We start from the raw sequence: 23,047 nt of genomic DNA on the forward strand, positions 1-23,047 counted from the left end.
GGTTACCGACTGTCCACTTCTGTTGGCTCAAGTGCGGTCCAACAGGGGCCAGCAATGTACCAAGTTCTTTACTGTCTCACGGACGAGCACGACTGGCGCCTTGTGGCGCTCGCCGGCGCAGTGTGCCTGCTTGCCAGCGCGGCTGCGATCAGCCTGTTTCACCGGGCGCGCGCGGCGCATGGAGGGGCCCGTGTGGCGTGGATTTCGCTCGACGCCGCTGTCGCGGGCGGCGGCATCTGGGCAACTCATTTCATCGCGATGCTGGCCTATGGTCCCGGTGCGGCAGGCGCCTATGACGTTCCGGTCACGGTCCTCTCGCTCATCTTCGCGATCGCCGTCACCTTCATCGGGCTGAGCATCTCGGTGTCGACGACGCGCAGCCCACTGATCGCGCTCGGCGGCGCCGTCGTCGGCGGCGGTGTGGCGGCGATGCACTATACCGGCATGATGGCGCTCGATATCCCTGCGAACGTCACCTGGGCGACCGGCACCGTGACGGCGTCAATCGTTCTCGGCATCGTCTTCGGATCGCTTGCCTTGTTTGCCGCTGGACGAGGCGACAGTCTGTCCGGCGCGCTGGGCGCGACGGTCCTGCTGACTGTCGCCATCGTCTCACATCATTTCACCGCTATGGGTGCGGTGAAGTTGACGCCGGATCCCGCGCGCGCGATCGGCGGGTTGTCGATCCCGCCGGGCTCGATGTCCTTCCTCACCGCCAGTGCTGCGGTCGCGATCATCGCGATTGCCCTCGTGGCCGCGCTGCTCGATCGCCGCGCCAAGGGTGAGCTGGGACGCCAGCAGGTCGTGCTGGACACCGCGCTCGAGAACATGTCGCAGGGACTGTGCATGTTCGACGCCGACGGCAAGATCATCCTGTTCAACGAACGCTACGCCGCGATGCTCCGCCGCGCCGACATGCCGCTCACCGGCCGTCTGCTCGTCGATGTGCTGAGGGAAGAGCAGGCCAAGGGCCACTGGCAAGGCGATGTCGAGGAATTTTTCGCCCGCCTCGTGGTCGATGCCCGCGAGGGCCGCACCACGACCGACGTCGTCAAGCGTTTCGGCCGCTCGATCCGCGTCGTCAACCAGCCGATGCAGGGCGGCGGCTGGGTCGCGACCTTCGAGGACATCACCGAATGGCTCGAGGCGCAGGCGAAAATCTCGCACATGGCGCGCCACGATGCGCTCACCAATCTGCCGAACCGCATGCTGTTTCACGAGCGGCTTGAGCAGGGACTTCGCGTCGCGAAGGCGAACGACCAACTCGCCGTGCTCTGCCTCGATCTCGATCACTTCAAGGACATCAACGATTCTCTCGGTCACCCGATCGGTGATGCGCTGCTGCAGGAGGTGGGCCGCAGGCTCGCCGCCTGCGCCGGCGAGAACGACACTGTGGCGCGGCTCGGCGGCGACGAGTTCGCCGTGGTCCAGCTCGGCCGGTCAGAGGAGGCCGCTGCGGCGGTCCTTGCCGGTCGTCTCGTCGAGGTGATCTCAGCGCCTTACGAGATCGCCGACCATCAGATCGTGATCGGCGTCTCGATCGGCATCTCGCTGTCCCCGCAGGATGGCAGCAATCCGGACGAGCTTCTGAAGAATGCCGACCTTGCGCTGTACCGCGCCAAGGCCGACGGCCGCGGCACCTATCGGTTTTTCGAAACTGGCATGGATGCGCGCGCGCAGGCCCGGCGCCTGTTGGAAATGGATCTGCGCGCTGCGCTGCAGCGCAACGAGTTCGAGGTCCACTACCAGCCGATCCGCGACGTCGCCAGCGATCGCGTCGTCGCCTTCGAGGCGCTGCTGCGCTGGAACCATCCGCAGCGCGGCCTGATCTCGCCGCTCAACTTCATTCCGCTTGCCGAGGAGACCGGACTTATCGTGCAGCTCGGCGAGCAGGTGCTGCGTTCGGCTTGCGCGGATGCCGCGACCTGGCCGGACGACATCGGCGTCGCCGTCAATCTGTCGCCCGTGCAGTTCAAGAGCCCGAACCTGATTGCGTCCGTGATCGATGCTCTGGAAGCCTCGGGGCTCGCGGCGAGCCGCCTCGAGCTCGAGATCACCGAATCGGTGCTGCTCCAGAACAGCGAGGCGACGCTTGCCACTCTGCACGAGCTGCGCGCCAAGGGCGTGCGGATCTCGCTCGACGATTTCGGCACCGGCTATTCCTCGTTGAGCTACCTGCGCAGCTTCCCCTTCGACAAGATCAAGATCGACCGCTCCTTTGTGTCTGAGCTTGCGACCCGGCAGGATTCCATGGCGATCATCCGCGCGGTGACAGGTCTGGGGCGCAGCCTCGGCATCGTGACCACGGCGGAAGGTGTCGAGAACGACGCGCAGCTCGAGCTGCTGCGGCGCGAGGGCTGCACCCAGGCGCAGGGCTACCTCTTCAGCAAGCCGAGGCCGGCCTCCGACGTGGCGATGATGCTGGAACGGCCGCGGCTGCGCGCCTCGGCGTAAGGGTCACCCGCGGCGGAGCGCGAAATGCGCGCCGCAAAATGCCATCACGGCGCCGAGGCTGAGTGCAGCAAAGCCCGCGAGCACGGCGGAGCCGGTCGGGATCGTGCTCGGCGCGGCAGCCGCTTGGCCCGCACCGGCGAGCAGAAGCACGCCCACCGCGATCAGGAACTGCCGCATCCGCTGCGGGATCTGGCCCGACACGGCGCTATGCATCAGCGTCGCCGTGAAGTAGCCGCCGGAAAAGCCGACCGTTGCGATCAGCCACCAGGCGATCGCCGCGCCCGCCGGCATGAACTCGTGCGCGTCGAAGCGCCAGAGGCCGCCGAGGTCGAGCCCGTAACGCGCGCCCAGCATGTGAACGGCGAGCGCGAGCAGCACGCCGGAGATCACGGCGGCGCCGAGAATCAGGCGGCGCGGAAAAAAGGTCGTCTCAGCCATGCCTCGCTTGTAGGATGGAGGTGGGCGATCGCGCAAGTCGATCGCGGATGGGATCGGTTGAGAAGATGCAGGTTTCCGAAGCGCAGGCCGCTTCAGTCACGAGCTACGCCTACAAGGCCTCGCTGATCGGCTCGGCGCATCGCTTCGAACTGACCGAGGAGGGCCTGTCCTGGCACATCGCAGGCCGCTCCGGCCTGTGGCGCTATGAGGAAATCAGCGCGATCCGCCTGTCGTTCCGTCCCGTCTCGATGCAGCAACACCGTTTTCGTGCCGACGTCAGCCGTGCCGGCGGCGGCCGCATCGCGATCCTGTCGACGAGCTGGCAGTCAGCGGCCCTGATGGCGGCACAGGACAATGGCTATCGCGACTTCATCGCGGAATTGCATGCGCGGATGGCGAAAGCCGGCAGCCGCGCGGTGCTGACCGCGGGGCTCGGGCGCATAACCTATGCGGCGGCGCTCGCGCTGCTGGCCGTGCTGGCGGTGGCGATGGCCGGGCTCCTGATCCGCGCGCTCATGGTCGGCGAATTCGCCGGCGCGCTGTTCGTCATCGGCTTTGCCGCCTTGTTCACCTGGCAGATCGGCGGCTTCGTGCGGCGCAACCAGCCGCGGAGCTATGCCTTCGATTGTCTGCCGGAGGCCTTGTTGCCCTAGTTGCGGCGCCTGCGCGCTACTCGGTCGAGTCGAAATCCTCTTCCTTGGTGCCGAGCAGGGAGGCGATCGTGCGCAGGCCGGCATCGAGCTGTTCGGGCGAGGGCGGGGCGAGCGCGAGCCGCACGGCGTTCGGCGCGTGACCATGGGCGATCGCAAAGGTCGAGGACGGCGTCAGCGCGATGCCGCGCCGGGCCGCGGCAGCGACGAAGGTCTGCGAGCGCCAATGCGGCGGCAGCGTGAGCCACAGATGATAGGACCGCGTGTCGGCCGAGATCTGGTAGCCGGCAAGATGCCTCGCCGCCGCCTGCTGGCGCCGCGTGGCGTCGATCCGCTTCAGCCGCGTCAGCTCGGCGACGGTGCCATCAGCCATCAGCCGCTGCCCCGCCGCGAGCGCGTGGCCCGAAGCAATCCATCCGCCGGTCCTGATCGCGCTCATCACGCTCTCGCGCAGGCGAGGCGGCGCGACCAAAATACCGAGCGCGAGACCGGGCGCGACCTTCTTGGACAGGCTGTCGAGCACGAGGCAGCGGTCGGGCCCGAGCGCGGCCAGCGGCGTCTCGTCGGCGAGGAAGCCGTAGACGGTGTCCTCGACGATGGTAAGATCGAGCTTCTCCGCAATGCGCATGATGTCGGCGCGTCGCGTCGCATTCATGGTGACGCCGAGCGGATTGTGGATCGTGGGCTGGATGTACAGCGCCGTAAGGTGCGCCTCGCGATGCGCTTTCTGCACCGCGTCGGGACGCGCACCGTACTCGTCCATCGCGATCGGGACCAGGGTGACCCCGAGCCGCGCCGCGATGCTCTTGACGTAAGGATAGGTGAGGGCCTCGACGCCGCAGCGGCCACCGGCGGGCACGAGCGCGGAGATCGCCGCAGCAATCGATTGCTTGCCGTTGGCGGTGAAGACAATCTGGTCGGCGTGCGGCGTGAAGTCCTTGCGCGCGAGGTAGGCGGCCGCCGCATTGCGTGCGCTCTTCGTGCCGGTGCTGGTCGAGACGCGCAGTGCGGATTCGAGCGCGTCGACGCGCTCGAGTCCCGCGAGGCTCTTGGCGATCATCGCCCATTGCTGCGGTAGCAGCGGGTAATTGACCTCGAAATCGATGCGCGCATCGCGCGGCTCGCTCAGCGCCTCGACCTCGCGCTTGACGTCGCCCGAGATGAATGTGCCGCGGCCGACCTCGCCGACGACGAGCCCGCGGCGCAATAGCTCCGTATAAACACGGCTCGCGGTCGAGACCGCGATGCCACGGTCATAGGCAAAATTGCGCTGCGGCGGCAGCCGGTCGCCGGCCTTTAACGTCCCGTTAGAGATATCGGCCGCAATGGCATCGGCGAGCTTCACGTACTCGAATTTGGACATTATTGCACCGAGAGCAATGTTTTCCTTGCACCGAGGATTGTACTGGAGCATTTAAGTTCCATCAAGTTCCGCGATTGAACCGAGGACGGCGAGAGCAATCCGAGGGCAACAAGGTGCAGGCGCCTCACTGGCGTGTGCGCCAACGGCATCGGCTTCGCCGCGCGGGACGACACGCCGGAGAAGAAGAATGACCACGATCTCGCAAACTGCCGGGCAGAGTTTACGCCCATCCTCATCAGGCGGATTTTTCCGCTCGCTCGCCAACGGCGCCTACGCCCTGTTCGAACGCCTGGAGCGCCGCTCCGCCATCAAGACGCTGAACGAGCTCGACGACCGCGCGCTGCGCGACATCGGGATCACGCGCTGCCAGATCGAGGACGCCGTCTACGGGCAGGTGAAAGCCGAGCTGACGCGTTATCTCTGAGACCGCCGCGATCAGGCGATCGCGTACCGACCCCATGCCGCGCCAAAGTCTCGATCGTCCTCAGTGCGGTTGGACTTGCGGCGCGGCCTCGCCGCCGGACTCGCGCTACGCCGGTGGCCGGCATCGATCCGCTGCACGCTGGTGCGAAGCCTTGCGAGCAGCGCCGTAGCGCGCGCCGCGGCCCGCTTCACCAGGAACGCGATCGTCGCAGCCCGGCTCAGAATGCTGAGCATCAACACCACCGAGAAGATGTCGATATAGGCGATGAGATCCCCGGCCAGCATCAGCGCGGGCGGGAGCGGCACGCTGTGGTAATAGGCGATCAGCAGGACGGCCAAGGGGAGGAGGGCAGCGACCTTTCGCCATGTCAGTCGGTCGAGCAGCGCCGCGAGCTGTACGACCAGCACCTCCCACAGCGCATCGCCGATCGCGAGCGGGATCTCATGGCTCCACTTGCGCCACCAGTTCTTCACGTCATTGCTCCGAGGTTAGTGCCGGACCACCAGCACCGAGCACTTGGCGTAGCGCACGACATGCCCGGCATTCGATCCCAGGAAATAGGTGCGCATCGCCGGCCGGTGCGAGGTCATGACAATCAAATCGGCCTTCATGTGGGCGGCTTCCTCCAAAATCTCGTGATAGATGCCGCCCTGGCGCACCACGCTGGAGATGCGCGCTTCCTCGATGCCGGATTCGCGCGCGACGATGGCGAGCGCCTCCTCGGAGGTCTGACGCTGCTGCTCGTCGAAATCCGCCGGCACGTATTCGGCGAGCATCACCGGCGTCATCGGCAGCACGTTGAGCAGCCGTATCGTCCCGCTCCAGGTCTGCGACAGCGTCGCCGCGGTCGCAATCGCCGGTTTTGCGAGATCGGTGTCGGCGAGGTCGATGGGCACGAGAATGGACTTGAACATCTGCGCCTCCCTCTCAATCAAGCCGGATCGACCGGTCGAGACGGCGCCCGCGCGTCTCATCCCAGTCGAAGCAGCTTGGGGCTGACGAACAGCACCAGTTTGCCGCGGCGGTAGGCCACGTCTTCCCAATCCTTGACGTCAAAGTCGAAGACCGCAAGTCCCGCGGTGGGCAGGTTGTGGGCGAGCGCCTTGGCGCCGGCCGGATCGCCGCCCTTCATCAGCATCAGGGCGGCCTCGTGCATGCCGGGATTATGACCGACCAGCATCAGGTGCCGGGGGTTGGCGGGCGCGGTTGCAGTGCGAATGGAGTCCAGGATCTGCGCGGGGTCGGCGCCGTACAGTTCCGGCAGGATTTCGACCTGCGGCGCCGCGACACGGTCCTTCATCGCCTCCCAGGCGATGTCCCAGGTCTGCCTGGTCCGGACGGCGTGAGACACCAGCACGACCTCGGGGAAGGGGGGGTGGGCGGCGATCCAGTCGCCCATTTGCGCCGCATCCCTGTGGCCGCGGTCGTCGAGCCGGCGATCCTGGTCGCGGCCGCTGGGTGCGTCAGTCTCGGTCTTGGCGTGACGCAGCAGCATCAAACGGCGCATGGCATTCTCGAATCGTTTCGCGTGCAGGATAATCTACAGGCGCGGGTTGAGGACAAGGTGACAAGCGCCCGATCGGTCCTTTAAGAAAACGACATGAGCGAGACTTTCACAAGCGTGTCCCAGGAAGAAGCCGGCCTTCGCGAGCGGGCGCGGCTGACGTTCGATCTCGATGCCGACATCTGCGTCATCGGCGCCGGCCTTGCCGGGCTCTCCATCGCGCTGGAGGCGGCCCGGCTCGGCGCCAGCGTCGCGGTACTCGAAGGCCGCCACATCGGCTGGAACGCCTCCGGTAACCAGCTCGGCACCGTAATGCCGGGCTTTGCGCTGCCGCTTGCCGATTTGATCGAGCGTATTGGCCTCGAAGACGCTCGCGAATTGTGGGCGCTCTCGAAGGAGGGCGCCGAGTTCGTCCGCGCCAATGCCACCGAAGAGAACATGCCGGGCATTGGCGTCAGCAACGGCGTGCTGGAAGTGTCCAACGTCGATGCCGGCGACCGGCTGATCAGCCGCTTGCAGATGCTCAATGAGGATTTCGACACCGAGGTCGAAGGCTGGCAGGTCGATCGCGTGCGCGACGTGCTCAAGACCGATCACTACTTCCACGGCGTGCACTACCCCAAGGCGTTCCAGGTCGACGGCCGCAAATATGTACATGGCCTTGCGGCGCTGGCGCGGCGGGCGGGGGCGCGGATCTTCGAGGATACGCCGGTCGTCAGCATCGATCATTCCGGCATCCGCAAGCGTATCGTCACGCCGTCGGCACGGCTGCGTGCGACCCACATCGTGCTCGCTGGGAATATCCATCTCGGCGCGCCTTTGAAGCGCCTGTCGGAGACGCTGCTGCCGGTCTCACGCTATGCCGGCATCACCGCACCGCTCGGCGAGCGCGTCCATGACATCATCGCGTTCAAGGGATCTGTGATGGACTCCGACGGCGTCGACCATTTCCGCATCGTCGACGGCGACCGGCTGATGTGGGAGAGCCCGGAGACCACCTGGGCCGCGCGCCCGCAGCGTTTCGCCGGCGCCGTCAAGCGGCGGATCCGCAACATCTTCCCCGAGCTCGGCAATGTCGAGATCGCCGACATGTTCGGCGGCGCCACCGGCCAGACCGTGCACGGCATGCCGCAGATCGGCCAGTTGCGCAAAGGCCTGTGGGTGGCGAGTGGCTTTGGCCGCCAGGGCATGAACACCTCGGCCATGGCCGGGCAATTGATCGCGCGCAGCATCCTGTGGGGCGACGAGCGCTGGCGGCTGTTCTCGCCGTTCGAGCTGGTGTGGGCGGGAGGCGCGACGGGAAGGGTAGCCGGACAGCTGGTCGGGATCTGGGGCAGGGCGAGTTCCGCCGCCGCGGGCTCGCTGGCCCGGTACCGCGAAAAAGTGCGGGTCAAGGATCGTGAACGGGAGGCGCGGCTCGCCGAAGCCAACCGGGCTGCTGGCACCGGTCCGCGTCGCCTGCACCCAGGCCACCCGCCGGTACGGCCTGCCCCACCGCGGGAACGGGCTCCAGAGGCGAGCAGGGCCGGGGAGGAGGAACCCGTCTCCCAATAAGTTGAGAAAAATCTCCGCCTGACAGTGTAACGTCGGCCGTTAGAGCCCGTATCTCAGCGCGTGGACTCCCTCGCGCACGGAGAAAGAGATGTTTGACCGCCGCATCCTGTTGACGACTGTCGCCGGCCTGTTCGGCCTTTCGGCCTTTCGCTGGCTGCGAGGATCGCCTGCCGAGGCGGGCGAGAAGACCGCGGAAAAGTTCGAGATCGAGAAGACGGAGGCCGAGTGGCGTGCCCAGCTCACGCCGCAGCAATATGAGATCCTGCGTAACCACGGCACCGAGCGGCCCGGCTCCAGCCCGCTGCTGAAGGAGCACCGCAAGGGCGTCTTCGCCTGCGCCGGCTGCGACCTGCCACTGTTCGCCTCCGACACCAAGTTCGAGAGCGGCACGGGCTGGCCGAGCTTCTACCAGCCGATCGAGGGCAATGTCGGCAAGACCGAGGATCGCACCTACGGCATGGTCCGCACCGAAGTGCATTGCCGCCGCTGCGGCGGCCATCTCGGCCACGTCTTCGACGATGGTCCGAAGCCGACCGGACTGCGCTATTGCATCGACGGTTTCGGGCTGGTGTTCCACCCGGCCGCGGCATCGGCAACCTGAGGCGCCTTTGTTTGACGCGTTTTCTTCACGCGAACCGGTAGCCACTTCGCTCGAAAACGCCATGTAATCCCGGCAATTGTTGCCGGCCCGGCAATTGTGCCCCGGTCATTTGGCCGGGGCCTGTTCATTTAAGTCATTGATTTACTAGGGATACCCGCATTGGCATAGGCCTTGCGACGTCTCCTCCGACTGCGGCCATGGCTCGACCCGCCGCCGAGATCGGATTTGGAGACAAAGTTATGGGTATCTTCGATGCAATGAACACCTCGGTGGGTGGCCTGCAGGCGCAGTCCTATGCGCTTCAGAACATTTCCGGCAACATCGCGAACTCATCCACCACCGGTTACAAGGGCATCGGGACCAGCTTCGAAGACCTCATCCCCGACGCCTCCGTACCCAACAAGCAGGTTGCCGGCGGCGTCACCGCGCATGCCCAGGCTACCATCACCACGCAAGGCACGATTTCGGCCTCCAGCGTCGCCACCAACATGGCGATCACCGGCGACGGCTTCTTCTCGGTGCAGAAGGCGAATGGCGTCGTCGACAACGTGCCGGTGTTCAACGGCGTCACCTATTACACCCGCCGTGGCGACTTCCAGGTCAATGCCAACGGCAACCTGGTCAACGGCGCCGGCTACTATCTCATGGGCGTCGCGGTCGACCCGAAGACCGGCAACCCGCTCGGCAGCGTTCCGACGGTGCTGCAATTCCAGAACAACTTCATCCCGGCGCAGGCGACGACCTCGATCCAGTATGCGGCGAACCTGCCGACCCAGCCGAACACGGCGGCAAGCTCGACGGCGGCGAGCGGCTCGTTGCTCGCGGCTGGCGGGCTGAACCCGTCCGATTTCGGATCCAACCCGCTGATCGTGGGCACGCCGCCCCCGCCCTATACGAATGCGAAGGTCTCCGGCGCGGCGGCCACCGGCAATCTGCGCTCGGCCTATACGTCGACGACCGCGACGGGCTCGGTGGCGCTGCTGAACAGCTCTTCGGCGGTGGCAAACAGCGCTACCTCCCTCGATCCCGGCACGACCCCGCATCTCGCCGCCTCGCTGGCCGGCCAGACGTTGACGATCAACAACGGCAGTGGCGCCTATACGATCTCCTTCGACGGCACCGCCACGGGCGTCACGACGACCGGCACCAGCACCACGATCGGTGTGGCCTCGGGCGCTACCACGCACATGTCCGATATCTTTGCTGCGATTGCAGCAGCCGGCGGCGCCGGCAACAACGTCACCGCGTCGATCAACAGCAGCGGCAACATCCAGATCTCAAGCGGCACCAACGTCGACCTCGCGATCAGCGGCAGCGCGGCCACCACGCTGGGCCTCAGCAGCGTCACGCGCGGCGGCAACGTGCTGTCCACGCCTGCGATCACCGGCTCAACCGTGCTGGGTGGCGCTGCGACGCCGGGCGGTTCGGAAGTCCTTTCATCGGGCTTCTCGGTTGGGCCTCCCCCCGATACCATCACGGTGAACGGTAGTACGCTGACTTTCGTCAACACGGCCACGACGCCAGCTAGCCCGAACCAGATCAGCATCACCGACACCATCTCGACCTTGCTGCTCAAGATCGACGGGCTCAGCGGCGCGACGGGGTCTTCGATAGCCAACGGCGTGATCACGCTGAACACCGGTACCGCCAACCCCACCCTCCAGGTGTCGAGCTCGAACACCGCAGCCTTCGCTGCGCTCGGCTTCACGTCAGCCGTCTCCAAGAACCGCGGCGGCGGCGGCACCGCGGGTACGGGCACCGTGATGGGCAGCGACGTCACGACCTTCACCAAGGAATCGATCAGCGGTGGCGCGGTGACGGCCTACAACGCGGCCGGCACGCCGGTGAACCTGCAACTGCGCTGGGCCAAGACCGACAGCGCCTCCCTGGGCACGGGTCATTCCGACACCTGGAACCTGTTCTACCAGACCGATCCGAATGCAACGACCAACTCGCAGGTCGCATGGACGAACTCGGGGCAGGCCTTCACATTTGCTGCCGATGGCTCGCTGACCTCGCCGAGCGGCTCTGGGATCACCCTCAACAACGTCACCGTCGGCGGCCAGTCGCTCGGCTCGGTCGCCTTCAACATCTCCTCCGGCGGGCTGACGCAATATGCCAGCACGAGCGGCGCGGTCACCATCAACACCATCACGCAGAACGGCTACGCCGCCGGTCAGCTCCGCTCGGTCGCGGTCAGCAACAACGGCCTGGTGGTCGGCACCTTCTCCAACGGCCAGAACCTCGATCTCGCTTCGGTGACGCTGTCCCACTTCAACGGCACCAACTACCTGAAGGCTATGGATGGCGGCGCCTACGCCGTGACCGACCAGTCGGGCCCGGCGATCGCCGGCGCCTCGGGCACCATCAGCGGCTCGTCGCTGGAGGGATCCAACACCGACATCGCCGACGAATTCACCAAGCTGATCGTGACCCAGCAGGCCTATTCGGCCAACACAAAGGTGATCACGACGGCGAATTCGATGGTGCAGGACCTCTTGAACGTGTTGCGCTGATCGGCGCGTAACGTAACCAAAGGCGGCAAGTAACATGGGTTTGAGTTCAGCCCTTGCCAGCGCGATGAGCGGCCTGCGTGCCAACCAGGCCGCGCTCTCGATCGTCTCCTCGAACGTCGCAAATTCGCAGACGCCGGGCTACGTCGCCCAGACGCCGAACCAGATCGAGGTCTCCACCGGCGAGTTCGGCTCGACGGCAATGACGACTGGCGTCAGCCGGGAACTCGACACCTTTGTGCAGAACCAGCTGCGCACCGAGACCGGTGGCAGCGGCTACGCCGACCAGATGGCCAACATTCTGAAGCAGCTTCAGAATGTCTACGGCACGCCCGGCAATGACGGAACGCTCGAAACCGCGCTGAACAATTTCACCTCGTCGCTGCAGGCGCTGTCGACGAGCGCCGGCTCGTCGTCGGCGCAAAGGGTTGCTCTCGGTGCGGCGCAGACGCTGGCGCAGCAGCTCAACACCACCACCAAGGGCATCCAGTCGCTTCGCTCCAATGTCGAGCAGGATCTCGGCACGTCGGCGCAGCAGGCGAACGCGGCGATGCAGAAGGTCGCCGACATCAACACCAAGCTGCAGGGCCTGTCACCGAACGATCCATCGGCCGCCACGCTGATGGATCAGCGCGACCAGGCCATCAACACGCTATCGAAATACGTCGACGTGCGCGTCGTCACCGACGGTTCGAACCAGGCCAATATCTTCACTAACACCGGCATCCAGCTCGTCGGCGCCGGGCTTGCCTCGCAATTCTCCTTTGCACCGGCAGGCGCGCTCACGGCGACCTCGCTCTACAACGCCGATCAGTCCAAGTCCGGCGTCGGCGCGTTCACCATCAAGCTGCCGAACGGCTCGCAGGTCGACGTCGCCGCCAACAACGTCGTCTCCTCCGGCCAGATCGCGGCCGATCTGAAGCTGCGCGACCAGACGCTGGTGCAGGCGCAGAACCAGATCGACCAGCTTGCCGCGACGATGTCGAGCGCGCTGTCCGACAAGACGACGGCCGGGAGCACGGTCTCCGGCCCGCCGGCCGGCTTTGACGTCGACCTCGCCGGTGCGCAGCCCGGCAATACCGTCAACATCACCTATACGGACACGACGACCAACACCCAGCGTCAGATCACGCTGATCAACGTCACCGATCCGGCGGCGCTGCCGCTCCAGAACGCGACCAATGCCAACCCGATGCAGGTCGGCGTGAACTTCTCCGGCGGCATGGGTGCGATCGCCGCCGCGCTCAACACCGCACTTGCCGGCACGCATCTGACGTTCTCCGCCGCGCCGTCGCCGGCCACTGCCACCACGCTGCGGATCACCGATGACAACACTGGCTTCACCAAGGTCAATTCGTCGTCCAGCACCAAGACGATCTCCTCGCTGACCTCGGGCAATCCGCAATTGCCGCTGTTCACGGACGGTGGCCAGGCGCTGTATACCGGCGCGATCACGGCATCGGGCTCGCAGATGACCGGCCTTGCCGGCCGCATCGCCGTCAACACGTCGCTGGTGACCGACCCGACCCGGCTGTCGGTCTACAACACCTCGCCGGTGACGCCGGCCGGCGACACCACGCGATCGGACTATCTTTACTCGCAGCTCACCACGGCGGTGTTCTCCTATTCGCCGCAGACCGGCCTCGGCTCGGCGAGCCAGCCTTTTGCCGGCAGCGTCTCGAACTACCTCCAGCAGTTCCTGAGCGTCCAGAGCAACGCGTCGACGCAGGCGACCCAGCTTCAGCAAGGGCAGAGCGTCGTGGTGTCGACGCTCCAGGCCAAGTTCAACTCGACCTCCAGCGTCAACATCGACTCGGAGATGTCGAACCTGATCCAGCTCCAGAATGCCTACGCAGCCAACGCTCACGTCATGTCGGTGGTGCAGAGCATGATGAACACCTTGCTCCAGGCTCAAGTGTAACCAGTACAGGGCTCTGAAAGATGTCGATCAGCAGTATCAACTACTCTTCGTCGGTCCTCGGCGCGCAGATCCGCAACATCAATCAGCAGCTCACCGACCTGTCGACGCAGCTCTCCACGGGCAAGCTGTCGCAGAATTATTCGGGCATGGGAGCCAACGAAGGCTTTGCGATCGCCTCGCGGGCGCAGCTTTCCAACATCGCGGCCTATACCGACACGATCACCAACGTCAACGTCAACATCAACCTCGCCAACACCGCGCTGCAATCGCTGACGACGATCCGCAATACGGTGCAGAAGGGCTCGGCCAGCACGGCGCAGGATCTCAACGTCAACGGACAGACCGTCGCGCAGAATACTGCTGCCGCCCAGTTCGGCTCGATGGTCGGTGTGCTCAACACGCAGTCCGGCAACCGCTATCTGTTCTCCGGAACCGCGGTGAACACGCAGCCGGTGGCGAACGCCAGCGACATCATCAACGGCACCACCACTCAGGCCGGCTTCAAGACCGTGATGGCGGAGCGCCAGGCGGCCGATCTCGGCGTTAACGGCATGGGACGGTTGGTTCAGACGCAGACGGCAGGCGTGATCAACGTGGCTGAAGACTCTCCGACCTCGCCATTCGGGCTGAAGATCGCAGCGGTCTCCTCGACGCTGACCGGCGCAACCGTGACTGGCCCGAGCGGGTCGCCGGTGTCGTTCTCGGTCAACCTCAACGGCGTCAATCCGAACAATGGTGACAAGCTGAGCGTCCAGTTCACGCTGCCGGACGGCTCGACCGAGCAGATCGACCTGACCGCGTCCACCGCGACGCCGACACCGGCGGGCAGCTTTGCGATCGATGCGAGCGTCCCGGTCAACCCCGCCAATACGGCAACGAATCTCGACACGGCTCTGAACACCGCGATCAAGAAGCTTGCCAACACGTCGCTGGTGGCGGCATCCGCGGTCACCGCCGGTGACAATTTCTTCAACACGACAAGCTCGGCGATGGGTGCTCCGGCCACCAGCCAGGTGCCCGCACCAATTACCGGCGCGACGCTGCTCTCCGGGCCGGCTTCGTCGGACTCGATCGCGCCCGGATTTGCCAATGGCGACAAGATCACGGTCAACGGCACGACCCTGACCTTCGGTGTCGATATCAACACCAATGACAGCATTCAGACCCTGCTCGGCAAGATCGACGCCATCACCGGGACCTCGAAACCATCGACGGTCCATGGCGGTGTGATCACGATCAACACCGACAACGCGGCAAGCCTCAACATCTCGAGCGCGAACACGGCGGCGCTGGCCAAACTCGGTTTCACCTCGTCCCCGATCACCGCCACACAGCCGCCGCTGCGCGTCGGCTCCTCGCCCGCGAGCTCCGCCACCACGCTGGTGAACGGCTCCGCCAACACCGTGAAATGGTACCGGGGCAATGACGGCCCCGGTTCGCCGCGCTCGACCGCCATGGCACGGGTCGACGATTCCGTCACGGTGCAATACGGCGCGCAGGCGGACGAGGACGCGATCCGCCGGCAGCTGCAGGCGATTGCCGTGTTCGGCACGTTCTCCACGTCGCAGACCGGGCAGTATTCGGGCGGGCAGGTCTCGGCGCTCAGCCTGCGCGTGACCCAGGCGCTGACGCAGCAGCCCGGGCAGCAGCGCATCGAGGACATCCAGACCGATATCGCCATGGCCCAGAACACGATGAAGGACGCGACGACGCGCCAGACCCAGGCCAAGGCGCAGCTCCAGACCATCATCGACCAGGCCGAGTCGGCCTCTCCCGACCAAGTGGCGAGCGAGCTCCTGTCGCTCCAGAACGCGCTACAGGCCTCCTACCAGACCACGGCGAAGCTCGCGCAGCTCTCGCTCGTCAAGTTCCTGTAAGGGAGCGTTAAGACGCCGTTAACCATGCCTGTTTACCTCTTGGTGAGGATTTGAGCGGGGTGGGGCCGTCGATGTCGGACAGGATGCAACTGGTGGTGGCGACCCCCTGCTTCGGCGGGCAGGTCTCGAGCATTTATGCGAGCTCGATCTTTGCGCTCCAGCGCGCCGTGCACGGCATGTCCAACCTCGAGCTCAAGGTGCACCTGCGGGACGGCGATGCACTGATCACGCGGGCGCGGGCCAATCTGGTCGCGATGTTCCTGGACGATCCCAAGGCGACGCATTTCCTGTTCGTCGACGCCGATATCGGCTTTAGGCCCGAGCAGGTGTTCCGGCTGATCGAATCCGGCGCCGACGTCGTCGCCGGCTGCTACCCGATCAAGCGCGTCAACTGGGACAAGGCGAGGCGGGCGATCACGGCGGGCAGGACCGACGTGCCGGCGGCTTCTCTCGACTATGTGCTCGAGATCGAGGATCCCGACCGCATCGTGGTGGTCAACGGCTTTACCCGCGTGCGTTATTCCGGCACCGGATTCCTGATGATCCGGCGTCACGTGCTGGAGGCGATGTGCCGCCATCCGAACTATGCCGGGCTGCAGTTCTTTCGCGAGCATTCGCATGATACGCTGGCGGCGAGCCCGAACCGCTTCGCGCTGTTCGAATGCATGATCGATCCCGCCACCGGCACCTATCTTTCCGAGGACTTCGCCTTCTGCAAGCGCTGGACCGACATCGGCGGCGAGATCTGGGCTGACATCCAAAGCTCGCTCGATCACGTCGGGCCGTCGGTGTTCCACGGCGACATCGCTTCGCAATTCACGCCGGCGCCCGCGGCGGCGGCCGATGCGGCGTGAGCCTTTCGGGATGAGCGTCGGCGCATCCCGCTCGCACGCAGCCGAACGCTCCTTTGGCGGCGGCTCGCGCTATGGCCTGCGCGATCTCTTCACGCCGCTCGACACGCTTCTCATCTCCGGCGGCGACGTACGGCTGGCGCTCGATCCGCACACACGCCTCAACAGCTATGGCTGCGCGCTGTCGCCGTCACCGGATGTCTGGGGTTTCGCGTCCTCGACGGCATCGCCGATCTCGCAGGCCGCTTACGACCGCGCCGCGCTCGCGCGCGAAGAGCTCGTGCACAAGTCGCTGTTCGACGAAGTGGAGGTCGCCTTCGACTCGCGCTGCGAGGACATGCGCGACGAGCTGCGCGGCCACCTCCAGCTCTCGCCGCGGGTGGAGGTGGTGTTCTCGCCGTCCGGCACCGATTCCCAGCTTCATGCCCTGTTTCTGGCGCGCGCGGTGCTCGGCGCAGCCCCGGTGACGATCGTGGTTGGTGCCGACCAGACCGGAAGCGGCATGGCGCATACCGCGCGCGGGCGGCATTTCAGCGCGATGACGGCAAGCGGTTTCTCGGTTCGCAAGGACGGCGCGATCGCGGGGCTTGCCGGCGACAGCATTGCGTTGCCGATTCTGAATGCCGCTCCCGGAATTGCGCCGCGGGCAGATGCCGACAGCGCGGTGCTACGCGCAATTGAGAGCACGATCGCGCAGGGCGTGCCCGTGCTGCTCCAGATCATGGATTGCTCGAAGCTCGGCTGGCGCGCGCCGAGCGCGGCATGCCTCGACGAGATCGCGCGGCGCTGGCCCGGAAAGGTTCAGATCGTCGTCGATGGCTGCCAGATGCGGCTCGGGCGCCGGCGGCTGCGGTCTTATCTCGACCGCGGCTACATGGTGCTGATCACCGGCTCCAAATTCTATGGCGGCCCCGCCTTCAGCGGCGCGCTGCTGGTGCCGAAGGGGCTTTCGCGATCGCTCGATCGGGTCGAGATCGCGCCGGGCTTCCTGGACTATGCCGATCGCAGCGACTGGCCGAAGTCATGGACGGCGCTGCGATCGCGTTTCGAGCGCCGGCCGAATTTCGGCCAATGGCTGCGCTGGGAGGCGGCGCTCGCGGAGATCGGCAGCTACTATGCCGTGCCGGGAGCTTTCCGCACCCAAGCGCTGGCCGAACTCGCGGCCGGCATCGAGAGCATGATCGCGCTGACGCCATCGCTCGCCGCCGTTCGGACGGCGCTGGAAAAGACCGGCGCGGACGACGAGGAATTCGCTAACACCACGATCTTTCCGTTCGCGCTGCGTCGCGACGGCAAGCCGGTCTCGATCGCCGAGACCAGCGCGGTCCACCGCGCTTTGACACGCGACATGAATGAGGAGATCAGCGGCAGCGCGGCGGACCGGCAGGTCGCGGCGCAGTGCTGTCTGATCGGTCAGCCGGTGCGGCTGGAGCAGCCGGACACGGCTCCGCAGGCTGTGCTGCGCCTGTGCGTCGGCGCACGAGACGTGACCGACGCCTGGTCGGCAGACAAGACGCAGGCGCAACGCAATTTGCAGCATGTCCTCGATCGTATCGCCCACGTCCTGGTGAAGATCGAGCTGCTGCTTGATCGCGCGAGCAGCGCGGCTTCGCCGGGAAAATCCGTATTCGAGGTGTGAGATGCAGCATCCCGTTTCCGCGCCGATCGGCGTGACTGTGCCGAACTTTGCCGATCGCATCGGCTTTGCCCGGCTGACCCATCAGGCCTTTGACGGCGTCGATCTGCGTCCGTTGCGCGACCGGCTCGTCGCCCGCATCGCGGAAGGCACCGCGCAGGCCGGCGAAGGACTCGATCTGTCGCTGATTGCCCAGCTCCTCGGCGACAAGGAGGGCGGGCTTGCGATCCAGTCGGAGATTCTCGCCTTTCATCAATTGTTTCGTTCGCCCTGCGCGGTCACCCAGCCCGCCTTGCGCGTCCTTGCGCTGGCGGCCGCCATCGACATGGGCGGCAATACGCCGATCGAGTTCCTGCTCGAGGGCTCCGACATCGAGCTGATGACGCTCTACGTCGTCGAGGGCGTCGGGTTGCCCGACCCATTGCCGGACCATGACATCGCAATCGTTATCGCATCCGATTCCGAGGAATGCCGTGAAGCGCTCGCCTCGATCGAGCAGGCGGCACCGCGCTGGCCGCGGCCGCTGCTCAACCGCCCGGACCGCATCGCCAGTCTCGATCGCGACAAGCTGCACCGGTTGCTCGCGGGCATCGCGGGTCTCGACATTCCCGCAACCGTCAACGCCGCGCACGCGCAATTGTCGGCGCTTGCGCAAGGTGCGATCCGCTGCGAAGACATTACCGGCGAGCTTCGCTTTCCGATGATCGCGCGGCCGCGTGGCTCGCATGCCGGCGTGGGCCTCGCAAAGCTCGACGATGCCACGGCGCTTGCTGCTTATCTCGCTGGCCGCCAGGAACAGGAATTCTTCGTCGCGCGCTTCGTCGACTATGCGAGCGCCGACGGGCTTTATCGCAAGTATCGTCTCGCCATGGTCGACGGCAAGCCTTACGCCTGCCACATGGCGATCGCCGACCGCTGGGACATCTGGTACCTCAACGCCTACATGGCGTTCAGCGACGAGAAGCGCGCGGAAGAGGCCGCCTTCATGCGCGACTTCGACGAGACCTTCGCCGCGCGTCATCGTGGCGCCCTGGCGGAGATGTCGAGGCGTGTCGGTCTCGACTATTTCACCATCGATTGCGCCGAGAACGAAGACGGCGAGCTCTTGATCTTCGAGGCCGACAACACGGCCGTCGTGCACAACATGGATTCGCCGGACGTGTTTCCATATAAGCAGCCGCAGATGCGCAAGATCTTCGCGGCATTCACGGCCATGCTGACGCGCCAGGCGAGGGCCGGCGAGGGAAGTGCAACATGAACGAGATCATCCGCGACACGCAAGCCGCCGCCGCCGGCGCGTCACTCGATCCGCAGGATTGGAACGAGTTTCGCACGCTCGCCCATCGCATGCTGGACGAGGCGATTGACGGCATCGCCAACGTCCGCGCGCGTCCGGTCTGGCAGCCGATCCCCGACGAGATGCGCGCGAAGTTCAGGGCTGACGTGCCGCGTCAGGCAAGCGATCTCGCCGACGTCTATCGCGAGTTCTCCGAGAGCGTGTCGCCTTACGCGACCGGTAACGTGCATCCCGGCTTCATGGGCTGGGTGCACGGCGGCGGCACTGCGGTCGGCATGCTCGCCGAGATGCTCGCAGCGGGACTCAACGCAAATCTCGGCGGGCGCGATCACATGCCGATCGAGGTCGAGCGCCAGATCGTCGAGTGGATGCGCGCCCTGTTTGCCTTTCCGGAGAGCGCGAGCGGCATCTTCGTCACGGGCACGTCGATGGCCAATCTGATGGCGGTGCTGGTGGCGCGTAGCAGCGCCCTCGGCACGCTGGCGCGGCAGCACGGCATCGGCAATGACAGGGCGCTGCTCACGGCCTACACGTCGAAGGCCGCGCATGGTTGCATCTCCAGGGCGATGGATATCGCGGGCCTCGGCACCGACGCGCTGCGCAAGATCGATGTCGACGCCGATCATCGCATCGACATCGCCGCGCTGCGCGCGCAGATCGCGATCGATCGCGAAGTCGGGTTTAAGCCGTTCCTCGTCGTCGCCTCCGCCGGCACGGTCGACATCGGCGCGATCGACGATCTGAAGGCACTCGCGGCGTTGTGCCGCGAGGAGGGCATCTGGTTTCACGTCGACGGCGCATTCGGCGCGCTCGCGATCCTCTCGCCCGAGCTTGCGCCAGTGCTCGACGGCATCGAGCTTGCGGATTCGATCGCGCTCGATTTTCACAAATGGGGACAGGTGCCGTATGACGCCGGCTTCCTCCTGGTGCGCGACGGCGAGCAGCACCGGCAGGCATTCGTGCAGCCGGCGGCGTATCTGCGGCGCGAGGCGAGGGGGCTTGCGGCCGGCGCGGTCTGGCCCTGTGATCTCGGTCCGGATCTGTCGCGCGGCTTCCGTGCGCTGAAGACATGGTTCACGCTGAAGACTTTCGGCACCGACCGGCTTGGCGCGGTGATCGCGCGAAGCTGCGCGCTGGCAAGATATCTCGAGGCGTGCGTGCTCGCAGAGCCGCGGCTGGAATTGCTCGCGCCCGTGAACCTCAACATCGTCTGCTTCCGCTACCGCGCCGACGACGCGATCAATCGCGAGATCGTCGCCGATGTCCAGGAGTCCGGCATTGCGGCGCCGTCGAGCACGACGCTGGACGGCAAGTTCGCGATCCGTGCCGCGATCGTCAATCACCGCACCGATGAGAGGGACATCGATGCGCTGGTGTCAGCCGTGCTGGAGTTCGGCGCGCGGCGATCGGGCGACGCTCTGATCGAGACCGAGGCGCCGCCGCTCGCGGTGCAATGATCGGAGGAGAGCTTGAAACGACGACGGCCCGGAGATGATCCGGAGCCGTTGTCTTTTACGGAAAGTCGTGGTCGAACGGAAGCCGCGCGTCAGGCGGCCGAGCTGACGTCACCCTTGACGTCACCCTTGGGATGGGTGGCGTCGAACTGTTCGCGCAGCTTGTCTTCATAGGCGATCAGCTTGCGAGCGTCTTTCAGCGCCCGATAGAGGTCGCCGCCCATGATGTTGTTGTTGATGTCCTCGATGATCGGCCAGGCGCTCGGCACGGCAGTGACGATGTCGCGCACCAGGTTGAAGTAGGTGCCGTGCTGGGTCGCCGGATCCGGCGAGATGTACATGAGCTGGACCGCCAGATAGACGAGCTTGGCCGGCGTGTTCGCGGTCTCCGGCGTAAGGATGTCGCGCTCGCGCAGGATCGGAACGTTCTCGCCTTCGATCAGGAAGCGGGCGCGCTGGTCGGTATTCGTGATGACGCAGTTGCCGACGATGATGCGCTCGTGTGGTCTGAGCTCGACCTTGAGAGCCATGCCTGTTCTCCATCAAATCTTTTGTAACGGGCCGGGCGCCCACGATATTTGGGCGATGGACGCCGATTTGGGAGCAATCCTTGCGCAACATGGTTAACGGGTCGTAAACGATTGCGGCGTCGACTGAAAATCCAATGATTTCAAGGATGATGGCGGGGCTTTGGTTCCATCTGCAGCTCTCTCGAAGGGGACTGAGGGCGCCGACGCAGCGAAAGTGCCGGTTTCATTTCACGGATTGTTAGAGGCTTGGACGCACGGTCCGGCGGTCGTCTGACCAATCAGGGTCAGATAGGACGCGTAGCTACCAGAAAGGTAACAGTATGTCCGTCGTTCTCTCCGCATCGGTTCGTCAGAACCTGCTCTCCCTCCAGTCCACCGCCGACCTCCTCGCCACCACCCAGTCGCGTCTGTCGACTGGCAAGAAGGTGAACTCGGCTCTCGACAATCCGACCAACTTCTTCACCGCCCAGGGCCTCGACAACCGCGCCAGCGACATCGGCAACCTGCTCGATGGTATCGGCAACGGCGTCCAGGTGCTGCAGGCCGCCAACACCGGCATCACCTCCCTGCAGAAGCTGGTCGACAGCGCAAAGTCGATCGCAAACCAGGTGCTGCAGAGCCCGACGGGCTATTCCACCAAGTCGACCTTCACCTCGGCTGCGATCACCGGCGCGACCGCCAGCAACCTGCTGGGCACCAACTACACCAACAACACGGTCGCGGGCACCGCCGTGCTGAACGACAACACCGGCACCGCGGTCAATATCACGGCCGCTACCCAGTTGGTTGGCACGGCGGGCGCTGCGTCTGACGACCTCGGCACCGCCATCACCACCGGTTCGGTCCTGACGGTCAACGGCAAGACCATCACGTTCGACAACACCAAGACCACCTCGAGCCAAGACGCCGCCGGTAATTTCACCATCGGCATCAAAACGGGCGCTGGCGGCAGCACCTTGACAGTGGGGACTGTGCTCACCGCGATCGACACCATCACCGGTACCGGCACGGCTTCGACCGTCGCGGCTGGTAAAGTCACGCTGAGCACGGGCACGACCTCTGATCTCACGATCTCGGGTTCGGGCAACGTGCTCGCCGCTCTCGGCCTGACGGCCGGCACCACTGCTCGCACGCCGCCCGCCATCTCGGGCCAGACGCTGACGATCGGCGCCACCGGCGGCGGCACTGCGACCAGCATCACCTTCGGCACCGGCGCTGGCCAGGTCAATACGCTGAACGGGCTCAATTCGGCGCTGGCGGCCAACAACCTGCAGGCCTCGATCGACTCGACCGGTGTGATCTCCATCACGACCACGAACGACGCGGCGTCCTCGACGATCGGCACGCTCGGCGGTACGGCCATCACTGGCGCCGGCCCGTTCCACAGCTCTGCCGTGGCTGCTCCGGTCGCCGATCCGACTTCGCAGAACCAGCGCGCAAGCCTGGTCGCGCAGTACAACAACGTGCTCGCGCAGATCAACACGACGGCGCAGGATGCCTCCTTCAACGGCGTCAACCTGCTGAACGGCGACACGCTGAAGCTGACCTTCAACGAAACCGGCAAGTCGACGCTGAGCATCACCGGCGTGACGTTCAACACCGCGGGTCTCGGCATCTCGTCCCTGACCTCGGGCACCGACTTCCTGGACAACGCTTCGGCCAACAAGGTCCTGACCACGCTCAATTCGGCCAGCAGCACGCTGCGTTCCGAAGCATCGACGCTGGGTTCGAACCTGTCGGTCGTGCAGATTCGCCAGGACTTCAACAAGAACCTGATCAACGTTCTGCAGACCGGCTCGTCCAGCCTGACGCTGGCCGACACCAACGAGGAAGCGGCCAACAGCCAGGCGCTGTCGACCCGCCAGTCGATCGCGGTTTCGGCGCTGTCGCTGGCCAACCAGTCGCAGCAGAGCGTGTTGCAGCTTCTGCGTTGATACGCGATTAAAATCGTCACTCGAGGCATCGCGGCGGGGCTTTTGC

General features: G+C 65.4%; 19 protein-coding genes. 13 read left to right on the plus strand and 6 right to left on the minus strand.

The features are described from left to right. Nucleotides 1–54: 54 nt before the first annotated feature. Nucleotides 55–2,454 (plus strand): bifunctional diguanylate cyclase/phosphodiesterase, encoded by a 2,400-nt coding sequence (locus AXW67_RS10425; RefSeq protein ID WP_063677820.1) that lies wholly within the window; start codon nt 55–57, stop codon nt 2,452–2,454. 3 nt (nt 2,455–2,457) lie between these two features. Here the strand turns inward: AXW67_RS10425 and AXW67_RS10430 are convergent, their stop codons facing one another. Continuing rightward, the gene (locus tag AXW67_RS10430) at nt 2,458–2,892 is read right to left on the minus strand and encodes a hypothetical protein (RefSeq protein ID WP_027552681.1); all 435 of its coding nucleotides are present in this window, start codon (nt 2,890–2,892) and stop codon (nt 2,458–2,460) included. A 65-nt stretch (nt 2,893–2,957) separates the two neighbouring features. Between AXW67_RS10430 and AXW67_RS10435 the strand changes: the two genes are divergently transcribed. Then, complete coding sequence (locus AXW67_RS10435; protein ID WP_063677848.1) at nt 2,958–3,545, plus strand: hypothetical protein; 588 nt, start codon at nt 2,958–2,960, stop codon at nt 3,543–3,545. A 16-nt stretch (nt 3,546–3,561) separates the two neighbouring features. Here the strand turns inward: AXW67_RS10435 and AXW67_RS10440 are convergent, their stop codons facing one another. Then, nucleotides 3,562–4,905 carry an aminotransferase-like domain-containing protein gene (locus tag AXW67_RS10440; protein WP_063677821.1) on the minus strand — a complete coding sequence of 448 codons (1,344 nt, stop codon included), beginning with the start codon at nt 4,903–4,905 and terminating at the stop codon, nt 3,562–3,564. Nucleotides 4,906–5,092: 187 nt separating this feature from the next. Here AXW67_RS10440 and AXW67_RS10445 point away from each other — a divergent pair, with 187 nt between their 5' ends. Then, nucleotides 5,093–5,329: a DUF1127 domain-containing protein gene (locus tag AXW67_RS10445; RefSeq protein WP_063677822.1), complete on the plus strand. Its 237-nt coding sequence runs from the start codon at nt 5,093–5,095 to the stop codon at nt 5,327–5,329. An 11-nt stretch (nt 5,330–5,340) separates the two neighbouring features. Here AXW67_RS10445 and AXW67_RS10450 read toward each other — a convergent pair whose 3' ends face one another. Genes AXW67_RS10450 through AXW67_RS10460 form a run of 3 tightly spaced genes read right to left on the minus strand, consistent with a single transcriptional unit; the run spans nt 5,341 to nt 6,836 of the window. Continuing rightward, nucleotides 5,341–5,802, minus strand: coding sequence for a hypothetical protein (locus AXW67_RS10450; RefSeq protein ID WP_063677823.1), 462 nt, complete (start codon nt 5,800–5,802; stop codon nt 5,341–5,343). A 15-nt stretch (nt 5,803–5,817) separates the two neighbouring features. After that, nucleotides 5,818–6,243, minus strand: a complete 426-nt coding sequence (locus AXW67_RS10455; protein ID WP_027552676.1) for a universal stress protein — start codon at nt 6,241–6,243, stop codon at nt 5,818–5,820. Between the two features lie 56 nt (nt 6,244–6,299). Then, on the minus strand, nt 6,300–6,836 hold the full coding sequence (locus AXW67_RS10460; RefSeq protein WP_063677824.1) for a SixA phosphatase family protein: 537 nt from the start codon (nt 6,834–6,836) through the stop codon (nt 6,300–6,302). A gap of 93 nt (nt 6,837–6,929) precedes the next feature. On the opposite strand from AXW67_RS10460, the gene AXW67_RS10465 reads away from it, so the two are divergent. The 9 genes from AXW67_RS10465 to AXW67_RS10505 all read left to right on the plus strand — a co-directional run bounded on the left by AXW67_RS10465 (nt 6,930) and on the right by AXW67_RS10505 (nt 20,540). After that, the gene (locus tag AXW67_RS10465; protein ID WP_063677825.1) at nt 6,930–8,387 is read left to right on the plus strand and encodes an NAD(P)/FAD-dependent oxidoreductase; all 1,458 of its coding nucleotides are present in this window, start codon (nt 6,930–6,932) and stop codon (nt 8,385–8,387) included. 88 nt (nt 8,388–8,475) lie between these two features. Continuing rightward, nucleotides 8,476–8,988, plus strand: a complete 513-nt coding sequence (gene msrB, locus AXW67_RS10470; protein ID WP_027552673.1) for a peptide-methionine (R)-S-oxide reductase MsrB — start codon at nt 8,476–8,478, stop codon at nt 8,986–8,988. 239 nt (nt 8,989–9,227) lie between these two features. Beyond that, a complete protein-coding gene (locus AXW67_RS10475; RefSeq protein ID WP_063677826.1) occupies nt 9,228–11,504 on the plus strand; it encodes a flagellar hook-basal body complex protein in 2,277 nt (758 codons plus the stop codon). A 34-nt stretch (nt 11,505–11,538) separates the two neighbouring features. Next, nucleotides 11,539–13,422 carry a flagellar hook-associated protein FlgK gene (gene flgK / locus AXW67_RS10480; RefSeq protein ID WP_063677827.1) on the plus strand — a complete coding sequence of 628 codons (1,884 nt, stop codon included), beginning with the start codon at nt 11,539–11,541 and terminating at the stop codon, nt 13,420–13,422. A gap of 20 nt (nt 13,423–13,442) precedes the next feature. Continuing rightward, on the plus strand, nt 13,443–15,299 hold the full coding sequence (locus tag AXW67_RS10485; RefSeq protein WP_063677828.1) for a flagellar protein: 1,857 nt from the start codon (nt 13,443–13,445) through the stop codon (nt 15,297–15,299). 71 nt (nt 15,300–15,370) lie between these two features. Then, nucleotides 15,371–16,153: a methylenetetrahydrofolate reductase gene (locus tag AXW67_RS10490; protein ID WP_063677829.1), complete on the plus strand. Its 783-nt coding sequence runs from the start codon at nt 15,371–15,373 to the stop codon at nt 16,151–16,153. Continuing rightward, a complete protein-coding gene (locus tag AXW67_RS10495; protein ID WP_063677830.1) occupies nt 16,143–17,789 on the plus strand; it encodes a hypothetical protein in 1,647 nt (548 codons plus the stop codon). The genes AXW67_RS10490 and AXW67_RS10495 overlap by 11 nt, the downstream gene beginning before the upstream one ends. A 1-nt stretch (nt 17,790) precedes the next feature. After that, the gene (locus tag AXW67_RS10500; RefSeq protein ID WP_063677831.1) at nt 17,791–19,044 is read left to right on the plus strand and encodes an ATP-grasp domain-containing protein; all 1,254 of its coding nucleotides are present in this window, start codon (nt 17,791–17,793) and stop codon (nt 19,042–19,044) included. After that, a complete protein-coding gene (locus tag AXW67_RS10505) occupies nt 19,041–20,540 on the plus strand; it encodes a pyridoxal phosphate-dependent decarboxylase family protein (RefSeq protein ID WP_063677832.1) in 1,500 nt (499 codons plus the stop codon). Before AXW67_RS10500 ends, AXW67_RS10505 begins: the two co-directional genes overlap by 4 nt. An 89-nt stretch (nt 20,541–20,629) precedes the next feature. Here the strand turns inward: AXW67_RS10505 and flbT are convergent, their stop codons facing one another. After that, nucleotides 20,630–21,067: a flagellar biosynthesis repressor FlbT gene (gene flbT, locus AXW67_RS10510; protein WP_063677833.1), complete on the minus strand. Its 438-nt coding sequence runs from the start codon at nt 21,065–21,067 to the stop codon at nt 20,630–20,632. A gap of 320 nt (nt 21,068–21,387) precedes the next feature. Here flbT and AXW67_RS10515 point away from each other — a divergent pair, with 320 nt between their 5' ends. Then, nucleotides 21,388–23,001 (plus strand): flagellin N-terminal helical domain-containing protein, encoded by a 1,614-nt coding sequence (locus AXW67_RS10515; RefSeq protein ID WP_063677834.1) that lies wholly within the window; start codon nt 21,388–21,390, stop codon nt 22,999–23,001. Nucleotides 23,002–23,047: the final 46 nt, after the last annotated feature.

The sequence above is a fragment of the Bradyrhizobium neotropicale genome, assembly GCF_001641695.1.
Lineage (GTDB): Bacteria > Pseudomonadota > Alphaproteobacteria > Rhizobiales > Xanthobacteraceae > Bradyrhizobium > Bradyrhizobium neotropicale.